The sequence below is a fragment of the Pseudomonas sp. NPDC089530 genome, from assembly GCF_050280705.1.
Taxonomy (GTDB): domain Bacteria; phylum Pseudomonadota; class Gammaproteobacteria; order Pseudomonadales; family Pseudomonadaceae; genus Aquipseudomonas.
This window is the reverse complement of the sequence record NZ_JBNNVU010000033.1, coordinates 1-18079: the sequence shown is the minus strand read 5'-3', so window position 1 is coordinate 18079 and position 18079 is coordinate 1. Positions and strand designations below refer to the sequence as shown.

Here is an 18079-nt window from a genome sequence, read left to right as displayed (position 1 = left end):
GGAACGGGGCCGTCGTTAGACTCCAGACTCCACTCGGAGATCATCCCCATGCACGAGTACTTGAGCCCCAGCCGCTTCATCGATAGTGACCACCCCGCGGTGGTGGAGTTCGCCGAAACTCATCGTGGTGCCAGCCGCGATCCGCTGGACCAGGCGGTGAGCCTCTATTACGCGGTACGCGAAGCCGTGCGCTACAACCCCTACACCTTCAGCCTCGACCCCGGGACCCTGCGCGGCAGCCATGCCCTGGCCACCGGCGAGAGCTACTGCGTGCCCAAGGCCACCCTGCTTGCCGGCTGCGCGCGGCATTGCGGGATCGCCGCGCGGATCGGCCTGGCGGATGTGCGCAATCATCTGTCGACCCCGCGTTTGCTGGAGCTTTTGCGCAGCGACGTTTTTGCCATGCACGGCTACACCGAGCTGTACCTGCAGGGGCGCTGGGTCAAGGCCACGCCGGCGTTCAACCAGAAACTCTGCGAGTTGTTCGACGTGGCGCCGCTGGAATTCGATGGCCGCCGCGACAGCGTGTTCCATCCCTTCAACCGCCAGGGCGAGCAGATGATGGAGTACGTGCTGGACCACGGGCAGTTCGCCGATGTGCCCGAGACGTACTTCTTCAAGCACCTGGAACAGTGCTACCCGCACCTGTTCGGCGGGCAGATGCCGGCGCTGCTGGGCGACATGCAGAGTGATTTGAGCCAGCTCTGATCCGGCGTAGACTGCCTCGGCATTCATCACTGAGGAGCGGTCATGCTGAAGATCTGGGGGCGGAAAAACTCGTCGAACGTCAGGAAAGCATTATGGTGCGCCGAGGAGCTCGGCCTGACCTACGAGGCGGTGGATGCCGGTGGCGCCTTCGGCGTGGTGGACACGCCGGCGTATCGGGCGATGAATCCCAACGGGCGGATTCCGCTGATCGAGGATGACGGCTTTGTGTTGTGGGAATCCAACACCATCGTGCGTTATCTCGCCGCGCGCCACGCCGCCGGTACGTCCTGGTACCCGAGCGATGTACAGGCGCGGGCCTCGGCCGAGAAGTGGATGGACTGGACCACCTCGACCTTCGCCGAACCCTTCCGCCACCTGTTCTGGGGGGTGCTGCGCACGCCGGCGGAGCAACAGGACTGGGACAAGATCGGCGCTGCGCTGAAGACCTGCGGCGAACTGCTGGCGGTGGTGGACCAGGCGCTGGCCGAACAGCCTTACTTGTCCGGTGCCGAAATCGGCATGGGCGACATCCCCCTGGGCAGCTTCATCTATGCTTGGTTCGAAATGCCCATCGAGCGTGTGCGATTGTCTAATCTGCAAGCCTGGTACGAACGCCTGCAGCAGCGTCCGGCCTATCGCAAGGCGGTGATGACCGCGTTGACTTAATACTGACTATCAATACAGGTGACTGTACTTGTGCGGCGTCGGCAAGCACCATTGGGTGGATCCGGCGCCGTTGCAATGCAGGCGGTCCGCCCTTACCTATAACGTTCTCCCTTCTTGGTGCGTAAATCCGATATGAGTTCCGCTCTGTCCATCCGGCAGCTAACCAAAACCTACGGCAACGGTTTCCAGGCCCTGAGTGGTATCGATCTGGATGTCGCCGAAGGTGACTTCTTCGCCTTGCTCGGCCCCAACGGCGCCGGCAAATCCACCACCATCGGCATCCTCTCGACCCTGGTGAACAAGACCAGCGGCACGGTGAATGTCTTCGGTCATGACCTGGACCGCGAGCCCGCCGCGCTCAAGCGCTGCATCGGCGTGGTGCCCCAGGAATTCAACTTCAACCAGTTCGAGAAGACCTTCGATATCGTCGTGACCCAGGCCGGTTATTACGGCATTCCGGCGAAAGTCGCCAAGGAGCGGGCCGAGCAGTACCTGACCCAGCTCGGGCTGTGGGACAAGCGCGATGTGCCTTCGCGTTCGCTGTCCGGCGGCATGAAGCGGCGCCTGATGATCGCCCGCGCCCTGGTGCACGAGCCGCGCCTGCTGATCCTCGACGAACCGACCGCTGGCGTGGATATCGAGTTGCGGCGTTCGATGTGGACCTTCCTCACCGAGCTCAACCAGAAAGGCATCACCATCATCCTCACCACCCATTACCTGGAGGAGGCTGAGCAGCTGTGTCGCAACATCGGCATCATCGACCATGGTGCCATCGTCGAGAACACCAGCATGCGCAATCTGCTCAGCCAGTTGCATGTGGAAACCTTCCTGCTCGACCTGAAGACCGAAATGAAGGAGGCGCCGAAACTGCTCGGCTACCCGAGCAAGCTGGTCGACAGCCATACCCTGGAAGTCCAGGTCGACAAAGTGGTGGGCATCACCGCGCTGTTCAGCCAACTGGCCCAGCAGAACATCGAGGTGCTGAGCCTGCGTAACAAAACCAATCGCCTTGAGGAGTTGTTCGTGTCCCTGGTGGAGAAAAATCTGTCGAAGGTGGCGGTATGACGTCCGAGCTACGGCCCAACCTGGTCGCGATGAACACCATCGTCTATCGCGAAGTCCGGCGTTTCACCCGGATCTGGCCGCAGACCCTGCTGCCGCCGGCGATCACCATGGTTCTGTACTTCGTGATCTTCGGCAACCTGATCGGCCGGCAAATCGGCGACATGGGTGGTTTCACCTACATGGAGTACATCGTGCCGGGCCTGATCATGATGTCGGTGATCACCAACTCCTACGGCAACGTGGTCTCGAGCTTCTTCGGCAGCAAGTTCCAGCGCTCCATCGAGGAGCTGATGGTGTCGCCGGTGTCGCCGCACACCATCCTCATCGGCTACACCCTGGGCGGGGTCCTGCGCGGCCTGGCGGTGGGGGTGATCGTGACGCTGCTGTCGCTGTTCTTCACCCAGTTGCAGGTGCACCATCTGGGCATCACCTTGCTGGTGGTGGTCCTGACCGCGACCATCTTTTCGCTGCTGGGCTTCATCAATGCGGTGTTCGCGCGCAACTTCGACGATATCTCGATCATCCCGACCTTCGTGCTGACCCCGCTGACCTACCTGGGCGGCGTGTTCTACTCCATCACCCTGCTGCCGCCGTTCTGGCAGACGGTATCGCTGGCCAACCCGGTGCTGCACATGGTCAACGCCTTCCGGTTCGGCATCCTGGGGGTTTCGGACATCCGGATCAGCGTGGCCATTACCTTCATGCTGGTGGCCACCGTGGTCTTGTACTTCGGTTGTGCCCGCCTGCTGGTGAGCGGTCGCGGCATGCGCCAGTAAGCTCGCGCGCCAATGAAAACGGCCTCCCTCGGGAGGCCGTTTGCGTTTCTACAGCCGGCTTTGCCGGCGGCGGCGCCACTGCCGGCTGACCCACCAGCGCCAGTACAGCATGGTCAGGCAATAGGCGAGGGCGCCCAGGGCCAGGCCGGCCACCACCGAACCCAGCAGGAAGGGTTGCCAGAGGGTCGAGAGTTCGCCGCTGATCCACTCCCAGGTCAGTTCGTCGGGCAGGCTGCGCGGTGGCACGTTCATCAGCCAGGCGCCGACCTGATAGGTGCAGAAGAAGACCGGCGGCATGGTGATCGGATTGGTCAGCCAGACCAGGCTCACGGCAATCGGCAGGTTGCCGCGTATGGAAATGGCCAGGACAGCGGCCAGCAACATCTGCGCGGGGATCGGCATGAAGGCCGCGAACAGGCCGACCGCCATGGCACGCGCCACGGAGTGTCGGTTGAGGTGCCAGAGGTTGGGATCATGCAGCAGCGTGCCAAGAAAGCGTAAGGACTTGTGTTCCCTGATGCTGGTCGGGTCTGGCATGTAACGTTTGAATAGGCGCCGGGGCATAAGGCTTCTCGGTCAGTTCAGGCGGCAAGTATGCCCGGATTCTAAAAGGCGCCCATTCAGACTTTGTGACAAATGATAAAGCTGGCGCCCGGTCCGTTGAGCTAAGCCGGAGAGTGGGAACACTCGAGAATGCTCAAGGACGGGCTTATGCGTACGGCCATGCTGGCGTTGGCGGCGGGGTTGTTGACCCTGCGTTTTTTGCCGGTGCTGCCAGCCTTCGGATGGTTGGTGGTGTTGGTGGTGCTGGCCTTGATGTTGCTGCCGTTTCGCACCTATCCCGTGGCGTTGTTCCTGCTGGGGCTGGTCTGGGCTTGTGTCAGCGCGCAATGGGCACTGGATGATCGCTTGGCGGAATCTCTCGACGGCCAGACCCGCTGGCTCGAAGGCCGGGTGGTGGGGCTGCCGCGGCAGGCCGAGGGCATGGTGCGTTTCGAGCTGGAAGGCGCACAGGCGCGGCGCGAGCGGATTCCCCAGCGCCTGCGCCTGGCCTGGTATGGCGGGCCGCCGCTGCACAGCGGCGAGCGCTGGCGCCTGGCGGTGAAACTCAAGCGGCCGGTCGGCCTGGTCAATCTGCAGGCCTTCGACCATGAGGCCTGGCTGCTGGCCCAGCGCATCGGCGCCACGGGTACGGTCAAGGACGGGCAACGGCTGGTCGCCGCGGAAGGGAGCTGGCGGGCGCGTATTCGTCAGCGCCTGCTGCAAGTCGAGGCCCACGGACGCGCCGGTGGCTTGGCGGCCCTGGTGCTGGGCGACGGTTCGGGGTTGAGTGCTGAAGACTGGCGAGTCCTGCAGGACACCGGGACTGTGCACCTGATGGTGATTTCCGGGCAGCACATCAGCTTGCTGGCCGCCGTGATCTATGCCCTGGTGGCGGGGCTGGCCCGTTACGGCCTGTGGCCCGCTCGCTGGCCCTGGCTGCCCTGGGCCTGCGGGCTGGCGTTCGCCTCGGCCCTGGGCTACGGCTTGCTCGCTGGGTTCGATGTGCCGGTGCGGCGCGCCTGCGTGATGGTCGCCCTGGTACTGGTCTGGCGTCTGCGCTTTCGTCACTTGGGCGCCTGGTGGCCGTTCCTGCTGGCGCTCGATGCGGTGCTGCTGTTCGAGCCGTTGGCCAGTTTACAGCCGGGGTTCTGGCTGTCCTTTACCGCGGTGGCGGTGCTGATCCTGATTTTTGGCGGACGCCTGGGCGGCTGGCGCTGGTGGCAGTCCTGGACCCGCATCCAATGGTTGATCGCCATCGGCCTGTGCCCGGTGCTGCTGGCGCTGGGCCTGCCCATCAGTCTCAGCGGGCCTCTGGCCAATCTGTTGGCGGAGCCTTGGATCAGCCTGCTGGTGTTGCCGCCGGCACTGCTTGGCACCCTGCTCCTGGCGGTGCCTTATCTGGGCGAAGGCTTGCTCTGGCTGGCCGGTGGTTTGCTGGATGTGTTGTTCCGCGGCCTGACCCTGCTGGCCGCCCGATGGCCCGCCTGGATAGCGCCGGCCATACCACTCTGGGCCTGGGGCATCAGCGCACTGGGGGCCTTGCTGCTGTTGCTGCCCGCCGGTGTGCCGCTGCGGCCGCTGGGATGGCCGATGCTGCTGTTGATGGTGTTTCCACCGAAAAATACGCTGCCGTATGGCGAGGCGCAGGTCTGGCAATTGGATGTCGGCCAGGGCCTGGCGGTGCTGGTGCGCACCCGCGAGCACGCGCTGTTGTATGACGCCGGTCCGCGTTTCGGCGATTCCGACCTGGGCGCCCGGGTGGTGCTGCCGTCCTTGCGCAAGCTGGGCGTCGAGCGCCTCGACCTGATGCTGCTCAGCCATGCCGATGCCGATCATGCCGGTGGCGCCGATGCTGTCCGGCGCGGGCTGCCGGTGGCCAGGCTGCTCAGCGGCGATCCCGAAGGCTTGCCGGCCTCTCTGCCGGCCCAACCTTGTGCCAGCGGCGAGCAGTGGCAATGGGACGGCGTGAGTTTTTCCATGTGGCAATGGGCGGATGCGCGGACCGGCAACCAGAAGTCCTGCGTGCTGCAGGTCGAAGCTCGGGGCGAACGCTTGCTGCTGACCGGGGATATCGACGCCCTGGCCGAGCGCGCCTTGCTGGACACCCCGTTGGCTGTCGGGACCCATTGGCTGCAGGCGCCGCACCATGGCAGCCGCAGCTCGTCATCGCCGGCCCTGCTCAAGACATTGGCGCCGTCGGCGGTGTTGATTTCCCGCGGGCACGGCAATGGATTCGGGCATCCGCACCCGCAGGTCGTCGAGCGTTATCGACAGCAGGGAAGCGCCATTTACGACAGCGCGCAGCATGGCGCATTGCGAATAACGCTGGGTGCCTACGCCGAACCGATGAGCCTGCGGGGGCAGCGGCGCTTTTGGCGCAAATGGCCACTATCTCCTTAAATAACCGAGAGTTATTAAAGCCGGGAGGCATGCGACATCAGGTTCTTCGGTGCATTCGGCCCCTATGTTAGAGTGGCGCACTTTTTCGAGGGGACTGTCACTGTGTGGGAATTGGTCAAATCCGGCGGCTGGATGATGTTGCCGATCATTCTGAGTTCCATTGTCGCGGTCGGCATCGTTGCCGAACGCCTGTGGACGCTGCGGGCCAGCCGCGTTACCCCGCCGCACCTGCTGGGCCAGGTCTGGCGCTGGATCAAGGACAAACAGCTGAACAAGGACAAGCTCAAGGAACTGCGCGCCCATTCGCCCCTGGGGGAAATCCTCGCCGCCGGCCTGGCCAACTCCAAGCATGGCCGCGAGATCATGAAGGAGTGCATCGAGGAAGCCGCGGCCCGGGTCATTCATGAGCTGGAGCGTTACCTCAACGCCCTCGGCACCATCGCCGCCATGGCCCCGCTGCTGGGCCTGCTGGGTACGGTGCTGGGCATGATCGATATTTTCAGCTCGTTCATGGGCTCGGGTATGACCACCAATGCCGCGGTACTGGCCGGTGGTATTTCCAAGGCCCTGATCACCACTGCGTCCGGCCTGATGGTCGGTATTCCGGCGGTGTTCTTCCACCGTTTCCTGCAGCGCCGGGTCGATGAGCTGGTGGTGGGCATGGAGCAGGAAGCCATCAAGCTGGTCGAAGTGGTGCAGGGCGACCGCGACGTCGACCTGGCCGAGGGCAAAGCGTGAAATTTCGCCGCAAGCCACGGGAAACCATCGATATCAACCTCGCGTCGTTGATCGACGTGGTGTTTATCCTGCTGCTGTTTTTCGTCGTGACCACTACCTTCACCCGGGAAACCCAGCTGCGCGTCGAATTGCCGGAGGCCGTCAGCGGCTCGCCGGCCGAAGACCAGCAGACCAAGCAGCTGGATATCGCCATCAGTGCCGACGGGGTGTTTTCGGTGAATAACCAGGTGCTGCCCAAGAGCGACCTGGCCAGCCTGATCGACGCCTTGCAGAAGGAGTCGGCCGGCGACACCAACATGCCGTTGTCCATCAGTGCCGACGGCAAGACCCAGCATCAGGCGGTCGTTACCGCGATGGACGCCGCCGGCAAGCTCGGCTTCAGCCATCTGCGCATGACCACCGTCGAGGCGGCGCCGGCACCCTGATGGCCATGTCCGATCGTCTGCTCGCCGCCTGGTACGACGGCCATCGCGCGTTGAAGCTGTTGCAGCCCCTGGAGTGGCTCTACCGGCGGGTGGTGGTGCGCAAGCGCGAACGCTTCCTGGCCGGCGAGGGCACTGTCTACCAGCCACCGGTGCCGCTGGTGGTGGTGGGCAATATCACCGTGGGCGGCACCGGCAAGACGCCACTGATCCTGTGGATGATCGAGCATTGCCAGCGCCACGGGCTGCGGGTCGGTGTGGTCAGCCGCGGTTACGGCGCCAAGCCGCCGCAGTTGCCCTGGCGGGTGGCCGCCGAGCAGAGCGCGGAGGTCGCCGGCGACGAACCCTTGCTGATCGTCCAGCGCACCGGCGTGCCGCTGATGATCGACCCCGACCGCAGTCGTGCCGTGCAGGCCTTGCTGGCCGCCGAGCCGCTGGACCTGATTCTTTCCGACGACGGCATGCAGCACTACCGCATGGGCCGCGCTCTGGAACTGGTGCTGATCGATGCCGCGCGCGGGCTGGGCAACCGGCGCTGCCTGCCGGCCGGTCCGCTGCGCGAACCCGTCGAGCGTCTGCAAAGCGTCGACGCGGTGCTGTTCAACGGCGCCAGCGAGGATCGCGAGGAGGGCTTCGCCTTTCGCCTGGCGCCCACTGCCCTGGTCAACCTGCAGAGCGGCGAGCGCCGCGGGCTTGAGCACTTCGCACCGGGGCAGGCGTTGCACGCGGTGGCCGGTATCGGCAATCCGCAACGTTTCTTCACTACCCTTGAAACGCTACACTGGCGGCCTGTCCCGCATGCTTTCGCCGACCATGCCGAATACAGCGCGCAGGCGCTGAGTTTCACCCCGTCGCTGCCGTTGGTCATGACCGAAAAGGATGCGGTGAAGTGCCGTGCCTTCGCGGCTTGCGACTGGTGGTACCTGGCGGTGGATGCTGTGCCATCCCCGGCCTTCGTGGCCTGGTTCGATACGCAGCTGACGCGCCTGTTGCCTGCTCGTCTTTTGCCTTAAACGCTTCTATCCAGGGAACTCTCATGGACACCAAATTGCTCGATATCCTCGCTTGCCCGATCTGCAAGGGACCGCTGAAGCTCAGCGCCGACAAGACCGAGCTGATCAGCAAGGGCGCCGGCCTGGCCTATCCGATTCGTGATGGCATCCCGGTCATGCTGGAAAGCGAAGCCCGTACCCTCAGCACCGACGAGCGCCTGGATAAATGACCACCGTCTTTACCGTTGTCATTCCCGCGCGTTTCGCCTCCACCCGGCTGCCGGGCAAGCCACTGCAACTGATCGCCGGCAAGCCGATGATCCAGCACGTCTGGGAGCAGGCCCGCAAGAGCAGTGCCCAGCGCGTGGTCGTGGCCACTGATGACGCCCGGATCGTCGAGGCCTGCCAGGGCTTCGGCGCGGAAGTGGTGCTGACCCGCGAGGACCACAACTCCGGCACCGACCGCCTGGCGGAAGTCGCCAGCCAGCTGGGGCTCGCCGCGGACGCCATTGTGGTCAATGTCCAGGGCGACGAGCCGTTGATCCCGCCGGCGGTGATCGACCAGGTCGCCGCCAACCTGGCCGCGCACACCGAGGCGCGCATGGCCACCCTGGCCGAGCCGATCGAAGACGTCGAGACCCTGTTCAACCCGAACGTGGTCAAGGTGGTCAGCGACCTCAACGGCCTGGCCCTGACCTTCAGCCGCGCCACGCTGCCCTGGGCGCGGGACGCTTTTGCGCAAGACCGCAGCCAGCTGCCGGCCGGCGTGCCTTATCGCCGCCATATCGGGATCTACGCCTACCGCGCCGGTTTCCTGCATGACTTCGTCAGCTGGGGCCCGTGCTGGCTGGAAAGCACCGAGGCCCTGGAGCAACTGCGGGCTTTGTGGCACGGCGTGCGGATCCATGTCGCCGATGCCCTGGAAGCGCCGCCCGCCGGTGTCGATACCGCCGAAGACCTCGAGCGCGTCCGTCGCTTGCTGGAGGCCTGATGCGGGTTCTGTTTGTCTGCCTGGGCAATATCTGCCGTTCGCCGACGGCGGAGGGTGTGTTGCGCCACAAATTGCGCGAAGCGGGGCTGGCCGAGCGGGTCGAAGTCGCGTCCGCGGGGACCGGCGACTGGCACATCGGCAAGGCGCCGGACAAGCGCAGCCAGCGCGCGGCCCTGCTACGCGGCTATGACCTGTCGGCCCAGCGTGCCCAGCAGGTCGGCAGCGCGGACTTCGCCCGCTACGACCTGATCCTGGCCATGGACGAAAGCAACCTGCGCAACCTCAAGGCGCTGCAGCCGGCCCAGGGCAAGGCCGAGTTGGACCTGTTCCTGCGTCGCTACGAAGCGGCGCTGGACGAGGTGCCGGATCCTTACTACGACGGCGAACAGGGCTTCGAGCAGGTGCTGGATCTGATCGAGTACGCCTGCGACCGGCTGGTGATCGAGCTGAAGGGGCGGCTATGAGTCTGGATATGCAGTCCCAGGTGTCCCTCAAGCCCTACAACAGTTTCGGCGTCGATGTGCGAGCGCAGCTGTTCGCCGAGGCCCACAGCGACGCCGACGTGCGTGAGGCCCTGGCCTATTCGGCCGCGCACCGGCTGCCGCTGCTGGTGATTGGCGGTGGCAGCAACCTGCTGCTGACGGCCGATATCCAGGCGCTGGTATTGCGCATGGGCACCCGCGGCATTCGTCTGCTGAGCGACGACGGCCAGCGGGTGGTGGTCGAGGCCGAGGCCGGTGAAACCTGGCACCCGTTCGTGCTGTGGACTCTGGAGCAAGGGCTGTCGGGCCTTGAGAACCTCAGCCTGATTCCAGGCACCGTGGGCGCCGCGCCGATGCAGAACATCGGCGCCTATGGGGTCGAGATCAAGGATGTGTTCGCCGGCCTGACCGCGCTGGATCGGCAGAGCGGCGAGTTGCGGGATTTCAGCCTGGAGGAGTGCCAGTTCGCCTACCGCGACAGCCTGTTCAAACAGCAGGCCGGTCGCTGGCTGATTCTGCGGGTGCGTTTTGCCCTGGCCCGCAGCGAGCACCTGCATCTGGAGTACGGCCCGGTACGCCAGCGCCTGAGCGAGCAGGGCGTCGAGCATCCGACGGCCACTGATGTCAGCCGCGCCATTTGCAGCATCCGCAGCGAAAAACTGCCGGACCCGACGGTGCTGGGCAATGCGGGCAGCTTCTTCAAGAACCCGGTGGTGCCCGCCGCCCTGGCGGCCGAGATCCGGCAGCGGCATGCGGGGCTGGTGGGTTATCCGCAGCCGGATGGGCAGGTGAAGCTGGCGGCGGGCTGGCTGATCGAGCAGGCCGGCTGGAAGGGCTTTCGCGAGGGCGATGCCGGCGTTCATCGCTTGCAGTCGCTGGTGCTGGTCAACCACGGCCAGGCCACAGGCTTGCAGCTGTTGAGCCTGGCACAGCGGATCCAGAGGGACATCGCCGAGCGTTTCCAGGTGCAGTTGGAGATGGAACCCAATCTCTATTGAGACCACCTGGGCTACGCTGAGCGCACCCTTGAAAAGCCTTGCACGGTTGACGCCTGCAAGGCTTTTTTATCAATCGAGGCTTAACTTAGCTTCCTAACAATGTATATCTTTGTCCCCAAAGGCCCGGTGAAGACGCCTGCGTCTTCATAAGAGAGCCCATTAGCCTGAGTCGATCTGCTTGCGCAAGTCGTTGTACTCAACGGCAGATTGCTCGACCCCATAAACGGAAAATATGCGGGCGTGCCCATGATTACTCTGAAACTCAACGGTCAAGATCATCAACTGGATGTCCCCGAGGACATGCCGCTGCTCTGGGCTATCCGCGATGTGGCGGGTTACAACGGCACCAAGTTCGGGTGCGGCATGGGCCTGTGCGGCGCGTGCACCATCCATATCGACGGCGCCCCGGCGCGCAGTTGCATCACGCCGATCGGCTCGGTGGTCGGGCAGAACGTCAGCACCATCGACGACCTGCACAGCGACCCGGTCGGCAAGGTCGTGCAGCAAGCCTGGCTGGACAGCGCGGTGGCCCAGTGCGGCTACTGCCAGGGCGGGCAGATCATGTCGGCCACAGCCTTGCTCAAGGTCAACCCCAACCCCAGCGACGAGCAGATCGAAGAGGCCATGGTCGGCAACATCTGCCGCTGCGGCACCTACAACCGGATCAAGACTGCGATCCGCCAGGCGTCCACCCATCTGCAGGAGGCCAAGGCATGAGCCGGTTGCCGAATGATTTTGCCTTGAGCAACCTCAGCCGCCGTGGCTTCCTCAAAGGCGTCGGTGCCACCGGTGCGCTGGTGCTGGCGGCCAGCTGGGGTTGGCAGGAGGCGTTTGCCGAAGAACAGAAGTTCGGTGCCGACGGCATGCCCCATGGCTGGGTCGATGACCCGAAGGTGTACGTGAGCATCGCCGCCGATGGCAGCGTGACCGTGCTCTGCAACCGTTCGGAAATGGGCCAGGGTGTGCGCACCAGCCTGAGCATGGTGGTCGCCGACGAACTGGAGGCCGACTGGGCGCTGGTGAAGGTCAGGCAGGCGCCGGGCGACGAGGCGCTGTTCGGCAACCAGGACACCGACGGTTCCCGCAGCATGCGCCACTGGTACGAACCGATGCGGCGTTGCGGCGCGGCCGCGCGGACCATGCTCGAACAGGCGGCGGCCGACCAGTGGCAAGTCCCGGTGACCGAATGCCGGGCCCAGCTGCATAAAGTGCTGCACCAGCCGAGCGGTCGCGAGCTGGGCTACGGTGCCCTGGCGGCCGCGGCGAGCGCCCTGGCGGTGCCGGCCCGGGATAGCCTGCGGCTCAAGCAGCCCGGCGAATTCCGCTATATCGGCAAGGAAGGCAGCCGTGCCATCGACGGTGCCGACATCGTCAACGGCCAGGTGGTCTACGGCGCTGACGTGCATATCGACGGCATGCTCTTCGCGACGGTGGCGCGCCCGCGGGTGTATGGCGGCAAGGTCAAGTCCTTCGACGACAGCGCGGCGCTGAAGGTCCCGGGCGTGATCAAGGTGGTGCAGATCGACAGCCGTCCGCTGCCTTCGGAGTTCCAGCCCCTGGGTGGGGTGGCGGTGCTCGCCAGCAACACCTGGGCGGCGATCAAGGGCCGCGAGGCGCTGAAGATCGAATGGGACGACGGCGCCAACGCTGGCTACGACTCGATTGCCTATCGCCAGGAGCTGGAAGCCGCGGCGCGCAAACCGGGCAAAGTGGTGCGCAGTACCGGTGATCTCGACCAGGCCATGAGCAGTGCCGACAGCAGCCTGGAGGCCTCCTACTACCTGCCGCACCTGGCCCAGGCGCCGATGGAGCCGATGGTCGCCGTGGCGCGCTTCCAGGACGGCCACTGCGAAGCCTGGGCGCCGAGCCAGGCGCCCCAGGTGACCCGCGAGCGCATCGCCGAGCGTCTGGGGATCCCCTTCGACAAGGTGACCGTCAACATCACCTTGCTCGGCGGTGGTTTCGGCCGTAAATCCAAGCCCGACTTCGTCCTCGAAGCCGCGATCCTGGCCAAGGAAGTGCCGGGCAAGGCGGTCCGCGTGCAGTGGACCCGCGAGGACGACATTCACCACTCCTACTTCCACACCGTGTCGGCGGAATACCTCAAGGCCAGCCTGAACCAGGACGGCATGCCGTCCGGCTGGCTGCATCGCACCGTGGCGCCGAGCATCACCGCGTTGTTCGCTCCAGGCATGAACCATGCGGCCGCCTTCGAACTGGGCATGGGCTTTACCAACATGGCCTATGCGATTCCCAACGTGCGCCTGGAGAACCCCGAGGCGGCTGTGCATACCCGAGTCGGCTGGTACCGCTCGGTGTCGAACATCCCCCACGGCTTCGCCATCCAGAGCTTTGTCGACGAACTGGCCCACAAGGCCGGGCAGGACCCATTGAAGTACCAGCTCAAGCTGCTCGGGCCGGATCGGCAGATCGACCCGCGGACCTTGAGCGAAGAGTGGAACTACGGCGAGTCCCCGGAGCGCTACCCGATCGACACCGCGCGGATGCGTGGCGTGCTGGAGACGGCGGCCAAGGCGGCGGGCTGGGGGCGCAGCCTGCCCAAGGGCCGCGGCCTGGGGCTGGCGGTGCACTACAGCTTCGTCACCTACGTGGCGGCGGTGATCGAGGTCGAGGTCAAGGATGACGGCACCTTGATCGTGCACAAGGCCGATATCGCCGTGGACTGCGGTCCGCAAATCAACCCCGAACGTATCCGTTCGCAGTTCGAAGGCGCCTGCGTGATGGGCCTGGGCAACGCGGTGGTGGGGGAGATCAGCTTCAAGGGCGGCAAGGTCCAGCAGGACAACTTCCATATGTATGAAGTGGCGCGCATGTCCCTGGCGCCGAAGGAGGTCGCGGTGCACCTGGTGACGCCGCCGGGCGAGGTGCCGCTGGGCGGTGTCGGCGAACCGGGCGTGCCGCCGATCGCGCCGGCCCTGTGCAATGCGATCTTCGCCGCCACCGGCAAGCGCATCCGTAACCTGCCGGTGCGCTACCAACTGCAAGGCTGGCGGCAGGCGGCCAAGGCCTGATGGACAGCGTCGACCTGAATGTCCTGCGCAGCGTGCTGGAGTGGCGCCGCGCGGGGCAACGCGTGATGTTGTACAGCGTGGTCCAGACCTGGGGCAGCGCGCCGCGACCACCCGGCGCCATGTTGGCGCTGCGTGGCGACGGTGTGGTGATCGGCTCGGTTTCTGGGGGCTGTATCGAGGACGATCTGATCGCCCGGTTGCACGATGGCCGCCTGCCTGAGGACGGGCCGCCGGTGCAACTGGTGACTTATGGGGTGACCCGCGAGGAGGCCGCGCGTTTTGGCCTGCCTTGCGGCGGCACTTTGCGCTTGGCCGAGGAGCGGGTCGGCGACCCGGCCTGGGTCGCCGAATTGCTGGCCCGTTGCGAAGCCCATGAGATCGTTGCCCGGGAATTGAACCTGGGCAGCGGCGAAGTGTTGTTGAAACCGGCCAGCAAGACCGACGGGCTGATGTTCGATGGCGATACCCTGCGGGCGATCTACGGTCCGCGCTGGCGCCTGCTGTTGATCGGTGCCGGGCAGTTGTCGCGGTATGTGGCGGAGATGGCGCGCCTGCTGGATTTCGAAGTGCTGATCTGCGATCCGCGCAAGGAGTTCGTCCATGGCTGGGAAGAGCAGCACGGACGTTTTGTGCCGGGTATGCCCGACGACGCGGTGCTGAGCATCGAGACCGACGAGCGCACGGCCATTGTCGCGCTGACCCATGACCCGAGGCTGGATGACATGGCGCTGCTGACCGCGCTCAATTCCCGGGCGTTCTACGTTGGCGCCCTGGGCTCGCGGGTCAACAGTCGGAAACGCCGGGAGAACCTGGCCCAACTGGGGCTGGAGCCCCAAGCCATCGAACGCCTGCATGGCCCCATCGGTCTGCCTATCGGCAGCCATACGCCAGCGGAAATCGCGCTGTCGGTGATGTCGGAGATCGTCGCCATCAAGAACGGCATCGATCCGTTGCAGAAAAAAACCTCCCCGGCGGCCGTGCAGGTGAGCGCGTGAGCCAGTCGCCGTGCGTGGTGATCCTGGCGGCAGGGCAGGGCAGCCGTTATCGGCAGGTGGCGGGGGCCGGGCAAGACAAGCTGCTGGCGCCCTGCCTGGGGCGGGATGCGGTGGTCAGGCCGGTGATCGAGCAAGTGTTGTCGAACCTGCCGGCATCGCTTGCCCGCAGGGTCCTGGTGACCACGGCCGAGCGGCTTGAGGTGATTGCTCTGGCCCAGGCTTATGGCTGCCAGGTGCTGCTCCTGGATTCACCGGGCATGGGCGACAGCATTGCCGCGGCCGTCGAGGCCTGTGCCGATGCCGGTAGCTGGCTGGTGGTGCTGGGGGATATGCCTTTTATCCTGCCATCGAGTATCGAGAGCGTGGCGCAGGGGCTGGGTGAGGGGATGATCCGGGTGCCTGTGCATGACGGGGCCTATGGTCATCCGGTGGCCTTTGGCGCGGCCTTTGGGCCAGCGTTGCAGGGGCTGTCCGGGGATCGAGGGGCCAGGCCATTGTTTGCCCTGGGGCACGTCGTTGAAGTACCGCTGGCCGATGCCGGCGTGTTGTGGGATGTGGATGTGCCGCAGGCGTTGGTCTTTAGCGGTTGAGAGTGTTATCGCGAGTAGTCGAGCGTCGACTGACCGTTCCGGCAGGAGAGGAATGAAAGAGCTGCAGATATGAAAAAGCCCCGCCTGGGTGACCAGGCGGGGCTTTTTATCGGCTCAGGAATCAGACGAGGGGTTTAGGCTCGTGCTCTTCTTCCAGGGCCTTGGGCTTGTGCTCTACCACTTCTTCGACGGCACGCGGGGTTTCGTCGACGACCGGGGCAGGTTGCTCGATGGCTGGCTCGGCAGCAGGAGCGGCCTCGACAACCTCGGCAACGACCGGCGCAGGCTCGGCAGCCGCTACGGCTTGCGCCGGAGCTTCAGCGGCGGCAGCGGCAGCCAGTTCGGCTTCCTTCTGCAGGCGCTCGGCTTCGCGCTTGCGACGACGCACTTCACGTGGGTCGTTTGGCGCGCGGCCGTTGCTGGTCAGGGCGCTGACAGGAGCGGTTTCGACAACCGGCGCGACCACTTCGGCGGCAGGTGCTTCAACCGGAGCGGCGATCACGGGTTCCACTGCTACAGGAGCAACAACCGCTGGCTCCTCGGCTACCGGTGCGGCCACGACTTCTTCGACCACGGCTTCTACGACTGGCGCAGGGGCTTCTTCGGCAGCAACTACCTCGGCGGCACGTTCGAAGGCGCGAGGCGCTTCCTGGGCTGGCTCTGCTGCTGGCTGCTCGGCGACTGGCGCTTCGACTGCCGGCTCGGCGGCCACTACAGGTTGCTCTGCAACCACCACAGGCTCTGCGGCTGGTTCTTCACGAACTTCGGCGACTTCAACAGCAGGTACCACTGGAGCGATGACCGCCGTGGTGGCTTCGACTGCCGGTGCTTCGACGGTCGGAGCGGTTTCCTGGGTTGCTGCGGTGGCACGTTCGGCCTGCTCGTGAGCCTGGGCTTCGGCAGGGGCGCTGATCACGCTGCCGGCAACGGCGGCGGTGACCGCCAGGCCTGCGGCCAGATCGGCGCTGCTTGGTTCTTCGGCGTTGTCTTCCGAGCCTTCGATCACATTGCCGTTGGCATCGCGTTGACGCTCACGACGGTTGCTGCGACGACGCTGGCCACGGGAGCGGCGGCGTGGACGATCGCCCTCGGCGTTCTCCTGACCGTCTTCCAGCAGTTGCTCTTCGTTCGGCAGCAGCTCTTCTTCAGCGACGGCCGCGACCTGTTCGGTACGTGGTTGGCGCTCTTCACGCGGTGGACGCGGCTGACGCTCTTCCCGTGGCTGGCGAGCCGGACGCTCTTCAGCGGTAGGGGCTGGAGCGGCATCCAGCGGTTCGCGCAGTTCGCGGACGCGTTCTTCACGCTCGCCACGTGGCTTGCGCTCTTCGCGCGGAGGACGAGGTTGACGCTCTTCCCGTGGCGGGCGTGGGGCGCGTTCTTCGCGAGCGGTAGCCTGGACTTCCTCACGGGCTTCGCGGACTTCACGCGGCTGACGCTCTTCGCGTGGGGCACGTTCTTCACGAGGTGCGCGTTCTTCACGAGGCGCACGTTCTTCGCGCGGCTTGCGCTCTTCGTCGCGACGACCGCTACGGTTGCGGCTCTGCTGACGACCGTTGCGGCGCTCTTCGTTGCGCGCAGGACGCTCGGTGACCGGCTTCTCGACCACGACCGGAGCGGCTGGCTCTTCCTTGCTGGCGAACAGGCTGACCAGGGACTTCACCAGGCCCTTGAACAGGCTTGGCTCGGCAACGGCGACTGGAGCGGCCACTGGGGCAGCAGGGGCTTCGGTTGGGACCGGCGCGTTGGCGCGGGCTGGAGCAGTCTTGACGGCCGCTTCCTGGCGAACCAGGGTACGGGTCGCGGCGGCTGGCTGGGCTTCTTCGGCCTCGGCGGCGGCAGCGGCGATTTCGTAGCTGGACTGGTTGTTGGCGGCTTCCGGGCTGTCATCGCGCAGGCGCTGCACTTCGAAGTGCGGCGTTTCGAGATGGTCGTTCGGCAGAATGACGATACGGGCGCGGGTGCGCAGTTCGATCTTGGTGATCGAGTTGCGCTTTTCATTGAGCAGGAAGGCGGCGACCGGAATCGGCACTTGGGCGCGAACTTCGGCAGTGCGGTCTTTCAGGGCTTCTTCTTCGATCAGGCGCAGGATGGCCAGCGACAGCGATTCGACGTCGCGGATGATGCCGGTGCCATTGCAGCGTGGGCAGACGATGCCGCTGCTTTCGCCGAGCGATGGACGCAGGCGCTGACGGGACATTTCCAGCAGGCCGAAGCGCGAGATGCGGCCAACCTGGACGCGTGCGCGGTCGGCTTCCAGGCATTCGCGGACTTTTTCTTCCACGGCGCGCTGGTTCTTGGCGGGGGTCATGTCGATGAAGTCGATGACGATCAGGCCGCCGATGTCGCGCAGGCGCAGCTGGCGAGCGATTTCTTCCGCTGCTTCCAGGTTGGTCTGCAGGGCGGTTTCTTCGATGTCGCTGCCTTTGGTGGCCCGGGCCGAGTTGATGTCGATGGACACCAGGGCTTCGGTCGGATCGATGACGATGGAGCCGCCGGAAGGCAGTTCGACGACACGCTGGAAGGCGGTTTCGATCTGGCTTTCGATCTGGAAGCGGTTGAACAGCGGCACGCTGTCTTCGTACAGCTTGATTTTGCTGGCGTACTGCGGCATCACCTGGCGCCGGCCTGTACAACCTCTACGGCCCGACGGAAGCGGCCATCGACGTGACCCACTGGACCTG

18 protein-coding genes are annotated in these 18079 nt (G+C 65.2%); 16 read left to right on the top strand and 2 right to left on the bottom strand.

The window, feature by feature from the left end:
• Positions 1–48 precede the first annotated feature (48 nt).
• The 4 genes from ACQKQA_RS14690 (at position 49) to ACQKQA_RS14675 (ending at position 3215) form a co-directional block, all read left to right on the top strand.
• Positions 49–708 (top strand): transglutaminase-like domain-containing protein, encoded by a 660-nt coding sequence (locus tag ACQKQA_RS14690; RefSeq protein WP_427558598.1) that lies wholly within the window; start codon positions 49–51, stop codon positions 706–708.
• 42 nt (positions 709–750) lie between these two features.
• The gene (locus ACQKQA_RS14685; RefSeq protein ID WP_427558595.1) at positions 751–1374 is read left to right on the top strand and encodes a glutathione S-transferase family protein; all 624 of its coding nucleotides are present in this window, start codon (positions 751–753) and stop codon (positions 1372–1374) included.
• A 132-nt stretch (positions 1375–1506) separates the two neighbouring features.
• Positions 1507–2439, top strand: coding sequence for an ABC transporter ATP-binding protein (locus tag ACQKQA_RS14680; RefSeq protein ID WP_427558592.1), 933 nt, complete (start codon positions 1507–1509; stop codon positions 2437–2439).
• Complete coding sequence (locus ACQKQA_RS14675) at positions 2436–3215, top strand: ABC transporter permease (protein ID WP_427558589.1); 780 nt, start codon at positions 2436–2438, stop codon at positions 3213–3215. The genes ACQKQA_RS14680 and ACQKQA_RS14675 overlap by 4 nt, the downstream gene beginning before the upstream one ends.
• 48 nt (positions 3216–3263) lie before the next feature.
• Here ACQKQA_RS14675 and ACQKQA_RS14670 read toward each other — a convergent pair whose 3' ends face one another.
• A complete protein-coding gene (locus tag ACQKQA_RS14670; RefSeq protein WP_427558586.1) occupies positions 3264–3779 on the bottom strand; it encodes a DUF2062 domain-containing protein in 516 nt (171 codons plus the stop codon).
• Between the two features lie 147 nt (positions 3780–3926).
• Here ACQKQA_RS14670 and ACQKQA_RS14665 point away from each other — a divergent pair, with 147 nt between their 5' ends.
• The 12 genes from ACQKQA_RS14665 (at position 3927) to ACQKQA_RS14610 (ending at position 15398) form a co-directional block, all read left to right on the top strand.
• Positions 3927–6158: a DNA internalization-related competence protein ComEC/Rec2 gene (locus tag ACQKQA_RS14665; protein ID WP_427558583.1), complete on the top strand. Its 2232-nt coding sequence runs from the start codon at positions 3927–3929 to the stop codon at positions 6156–6158.
• Positions 6159–6260: 102 nt separating this feature from the next.
• A complete protein-coding gene (locus ACQKQA_RS14660) occupies positions 6261–6896 on the top strand; it encodes a MotA/TolQ/ExbB proton channel family protein (protein WP_427558580.1) in 636 nt (211 codons plus the stop codon).
• Entirely contained in the window at positions 6893–7321 is a 429-nt protein-coding gene (locus ACQKQA_RS14655) for an ExbD/TolR family protein (RefSeq protein WP_427558577.1), read from the top strand. Before ACQKQA_RS14660 ends, ACQKQA_RS14655 begins: the two co-directional genes overlap by 4 nt.
• Positions 7321–8331, top strand: coding sequence for a tetraacyldisaccharide 4'-kinase (gene lpxK, locus ACQKQA_RS14650; protein WP_427558575.1), 1011 nt, complete (start codon positions 7321–7323; stop codon positions 8329–8331). The genes ACQKQA_RS14655 and lpxK overlap by 1 nt, the downstream gene beginning before the upstream one ends.
• Before the next feature lie 23 nt (positions 8332–8354).
• Positions 8355–8540 carry a Trm112 family protein gene (locus ACQKQA_RS14645; protein ID WP_007931663.1) on the top strand — a complete coding sequence of 62 codons (186 nt, stop codon included), beginning with the start codon at positions 8355–8357 and terminating at the stop codon, positions 8538–8540.
• Positions 8537–9301, top strand: a complete 765-nt coding sequence (gene kdsB, locus ACQKQA_RS14640; RefSeq protein WP_427558570.1) for a 3-deoxy-manno-octulosonate cytidylyltransferase — start codon at positions 8537–8539, stop codon at positions 9299–9301. The genes ACQKQA_RS14645 and kdsB overlap by 4 nt, the downstream gene beginning before the upstream one ends.
• A complete protein-coding gene (locus ACQKQA_RS14635; protein ID WP_427558567.1) occupies positions 9301–9765 on the top strand; it encodes a low molecular weight protein-tyrosine-phosphatase in 465 nt (154 codons plus the stop codon). Before kdsB ends, ACQKQA_RS14635 begins: the two co-directional genes overlap by 1 nt.
• Entirely contained in the window at positions 9762–10781 is a 1020-nt protein-coding gene (gene murB, locus ACQKQA_RS14630; RefSeq protein ID WP_427558564.1) for a UDP-N-acetylmuramate dehydrogenase, read from the top strand. Before ACQKQA_RS14635 ends, murB begins: the two co-directional genes overlap by 4 nt.
• A gap of 246 nt (positions 10782–11027) precedes the next feature.
• Positions 11028–11498, top strand: coding sequence for a (2Fe-2S)-binding protein (locus tag ACQKQA_RS14625; protein WP_427558561.1), 471 nt, complete (start codon positions 11028–11030; stop codon positions 11496–11498).
• On the top strand, positions 11495–13813 hold the full coding sequence (locus tag ACQKQA_RS14620; RefSeq protein WP_427558558.1) for a molybdopterin cofactor-binding domain-containing protein: 2319 nt from the start codon (positions 11495–11497) through the stop codon (positions 13811–13813). Before ACQKQA_RS14625 ends, ACQKQA_RS14620 begins: the two co-directional genes overlap by 4 nt.
• On the top strand, positions 13813–14808 hold the full coding sequence (locus tag ACQKQA_RS14615) for an XdhC family protein (protein ID WP_427558555.1): 996 nt from the start codon (positions 13813–13815) through the stop codon (positions 14806–14808). Before ACQKQA_RS14620 ends, ACQKQA_RS14615 begins: the two co-directional genes overlap by 1 nt.
• Positions 14805–15398, top strand: coding sequence for a nucleotidyltransferase family protein (locus tag ACQKQA_RS14610; RefSeq protein ID WP_427558552.1), 594 nt, complete (start codon positions 14805–14807; stop codon positions 15396–15398). Before ACQKQA_RS14615 ends, ACQKQA_RS14610 begins: the two co-directional genes overlap by 4 nt.
• A 121-nt stretch (positions 15399–15519) precedes the next feature.
• Here the strand turns inward: ACQKQA_RS14610 and ACQKQA_RS14605 are convergent, their stop codons facing one another.
• Entirely contained in the window at positions 15520–18012 is a 2493-nt protein-coding gene (locus ACQKQA_RS14605) for a ribonuclease E/G (RefSeq protein ID WP_427558550.1), read from the bottom strand.
• Positions 18013–18079: the final 67 nt, after the last annotated feature.

Coding starts and splice junctions, on each gene's coding strand:
- ACQKQA_RS14690 (WP_427558598.1), top strand. CDS start 49: ATGCACGAGTACTTGAGCCCCAGCCGCTTCATCGATAGTGACCACCCC.
- ACQKQA_RS14685 (WP_427558595.1), top strand. CDS start 751: ATGCTGAAGATCTGGGGGCGGAAAAACTCGTCGAACGTCAGGAAAGCA.
- ACQKQA_RS14680 (WP_427558592.1), top strand. CDS start 1,507: ATGAGTTCCGCTCTGTCCATCCGGCAGCTAACCAAAACCTACGGCAAC.
- ACQKQA_RS14675 (WP_427558589.1), top strand. CDS start 2,436: ATGACGTCCGAGCTACGGCCCAACCTGGTCGCGATGAACACCATCGTC.
- ACQKQA_RS14670 (WP_427558586.1), bottom strand. CDS start 3,779: ATGCCCCGGCGCCTATTCAAACGTTACATGCCAGACCCGACCAGCATC.
- ACQKQA_RS14665 (WP_427558583.1), top strand. CDS start 3,927: ATGCGTACGGCCATGCTGGCGTTGGCGGCGGGGTTGTTGACCCTGCGT.
- lpxK (WP_427558575.1), top strand. CDS start 7,321: ATGGCCATGTCCGATCGTCTGCTCGCCGCCTGGTACGACGGCCATCGC.
- ACQKQA_RS14645 (WP_007931663.1), top strand. CDS start 8,355: ATGGACACCAAATTGCTCGATATCCTCGCTTGCCCGATCTGCAAGGGA.
- kdsB (WP_427558570.1), top strand. CDS start 8,537: ATGACCACCGTCTTTACCGTTGTCATTCCCGCGCGTTTCGCCTCCACC.
- ACQKQA_RS14635 (WP_427558567.1), top strand. CDS start 9,301: ATGCGGGTTCTGTTTGTCTGCCTGGGCAATATCTGCCGTTCGCCGACG.
- murB (WP_427558564.1), top strand. CDS start 9,762: ATGAGTCTGGATATGCAGTCCCAGGTGTCCCTCAAGCCCTACAACAGT.
- ACQKQA_RS14625 (WP_427558561.1), top strand. CDS start 11,028: ATGATTACTCTGAAACTCAACGGTCAAGATCATCAACTGGATGTCCCC.
- ACQKQA_RS14620 (WP_427558558.1), top strand. CDS start 11,495: ATGAGCCGGTTGCCGAATGATTTTGCCTTGAGCAACCTCAGCCGCCGT.
- ACQKQA_RS14615 (WP_427558555.1), top strand. CDS start 13,813: ATGGACAGCGTCGACCTGAATGTCCTGCGCAGCGTGCTGGAGTGGCGC.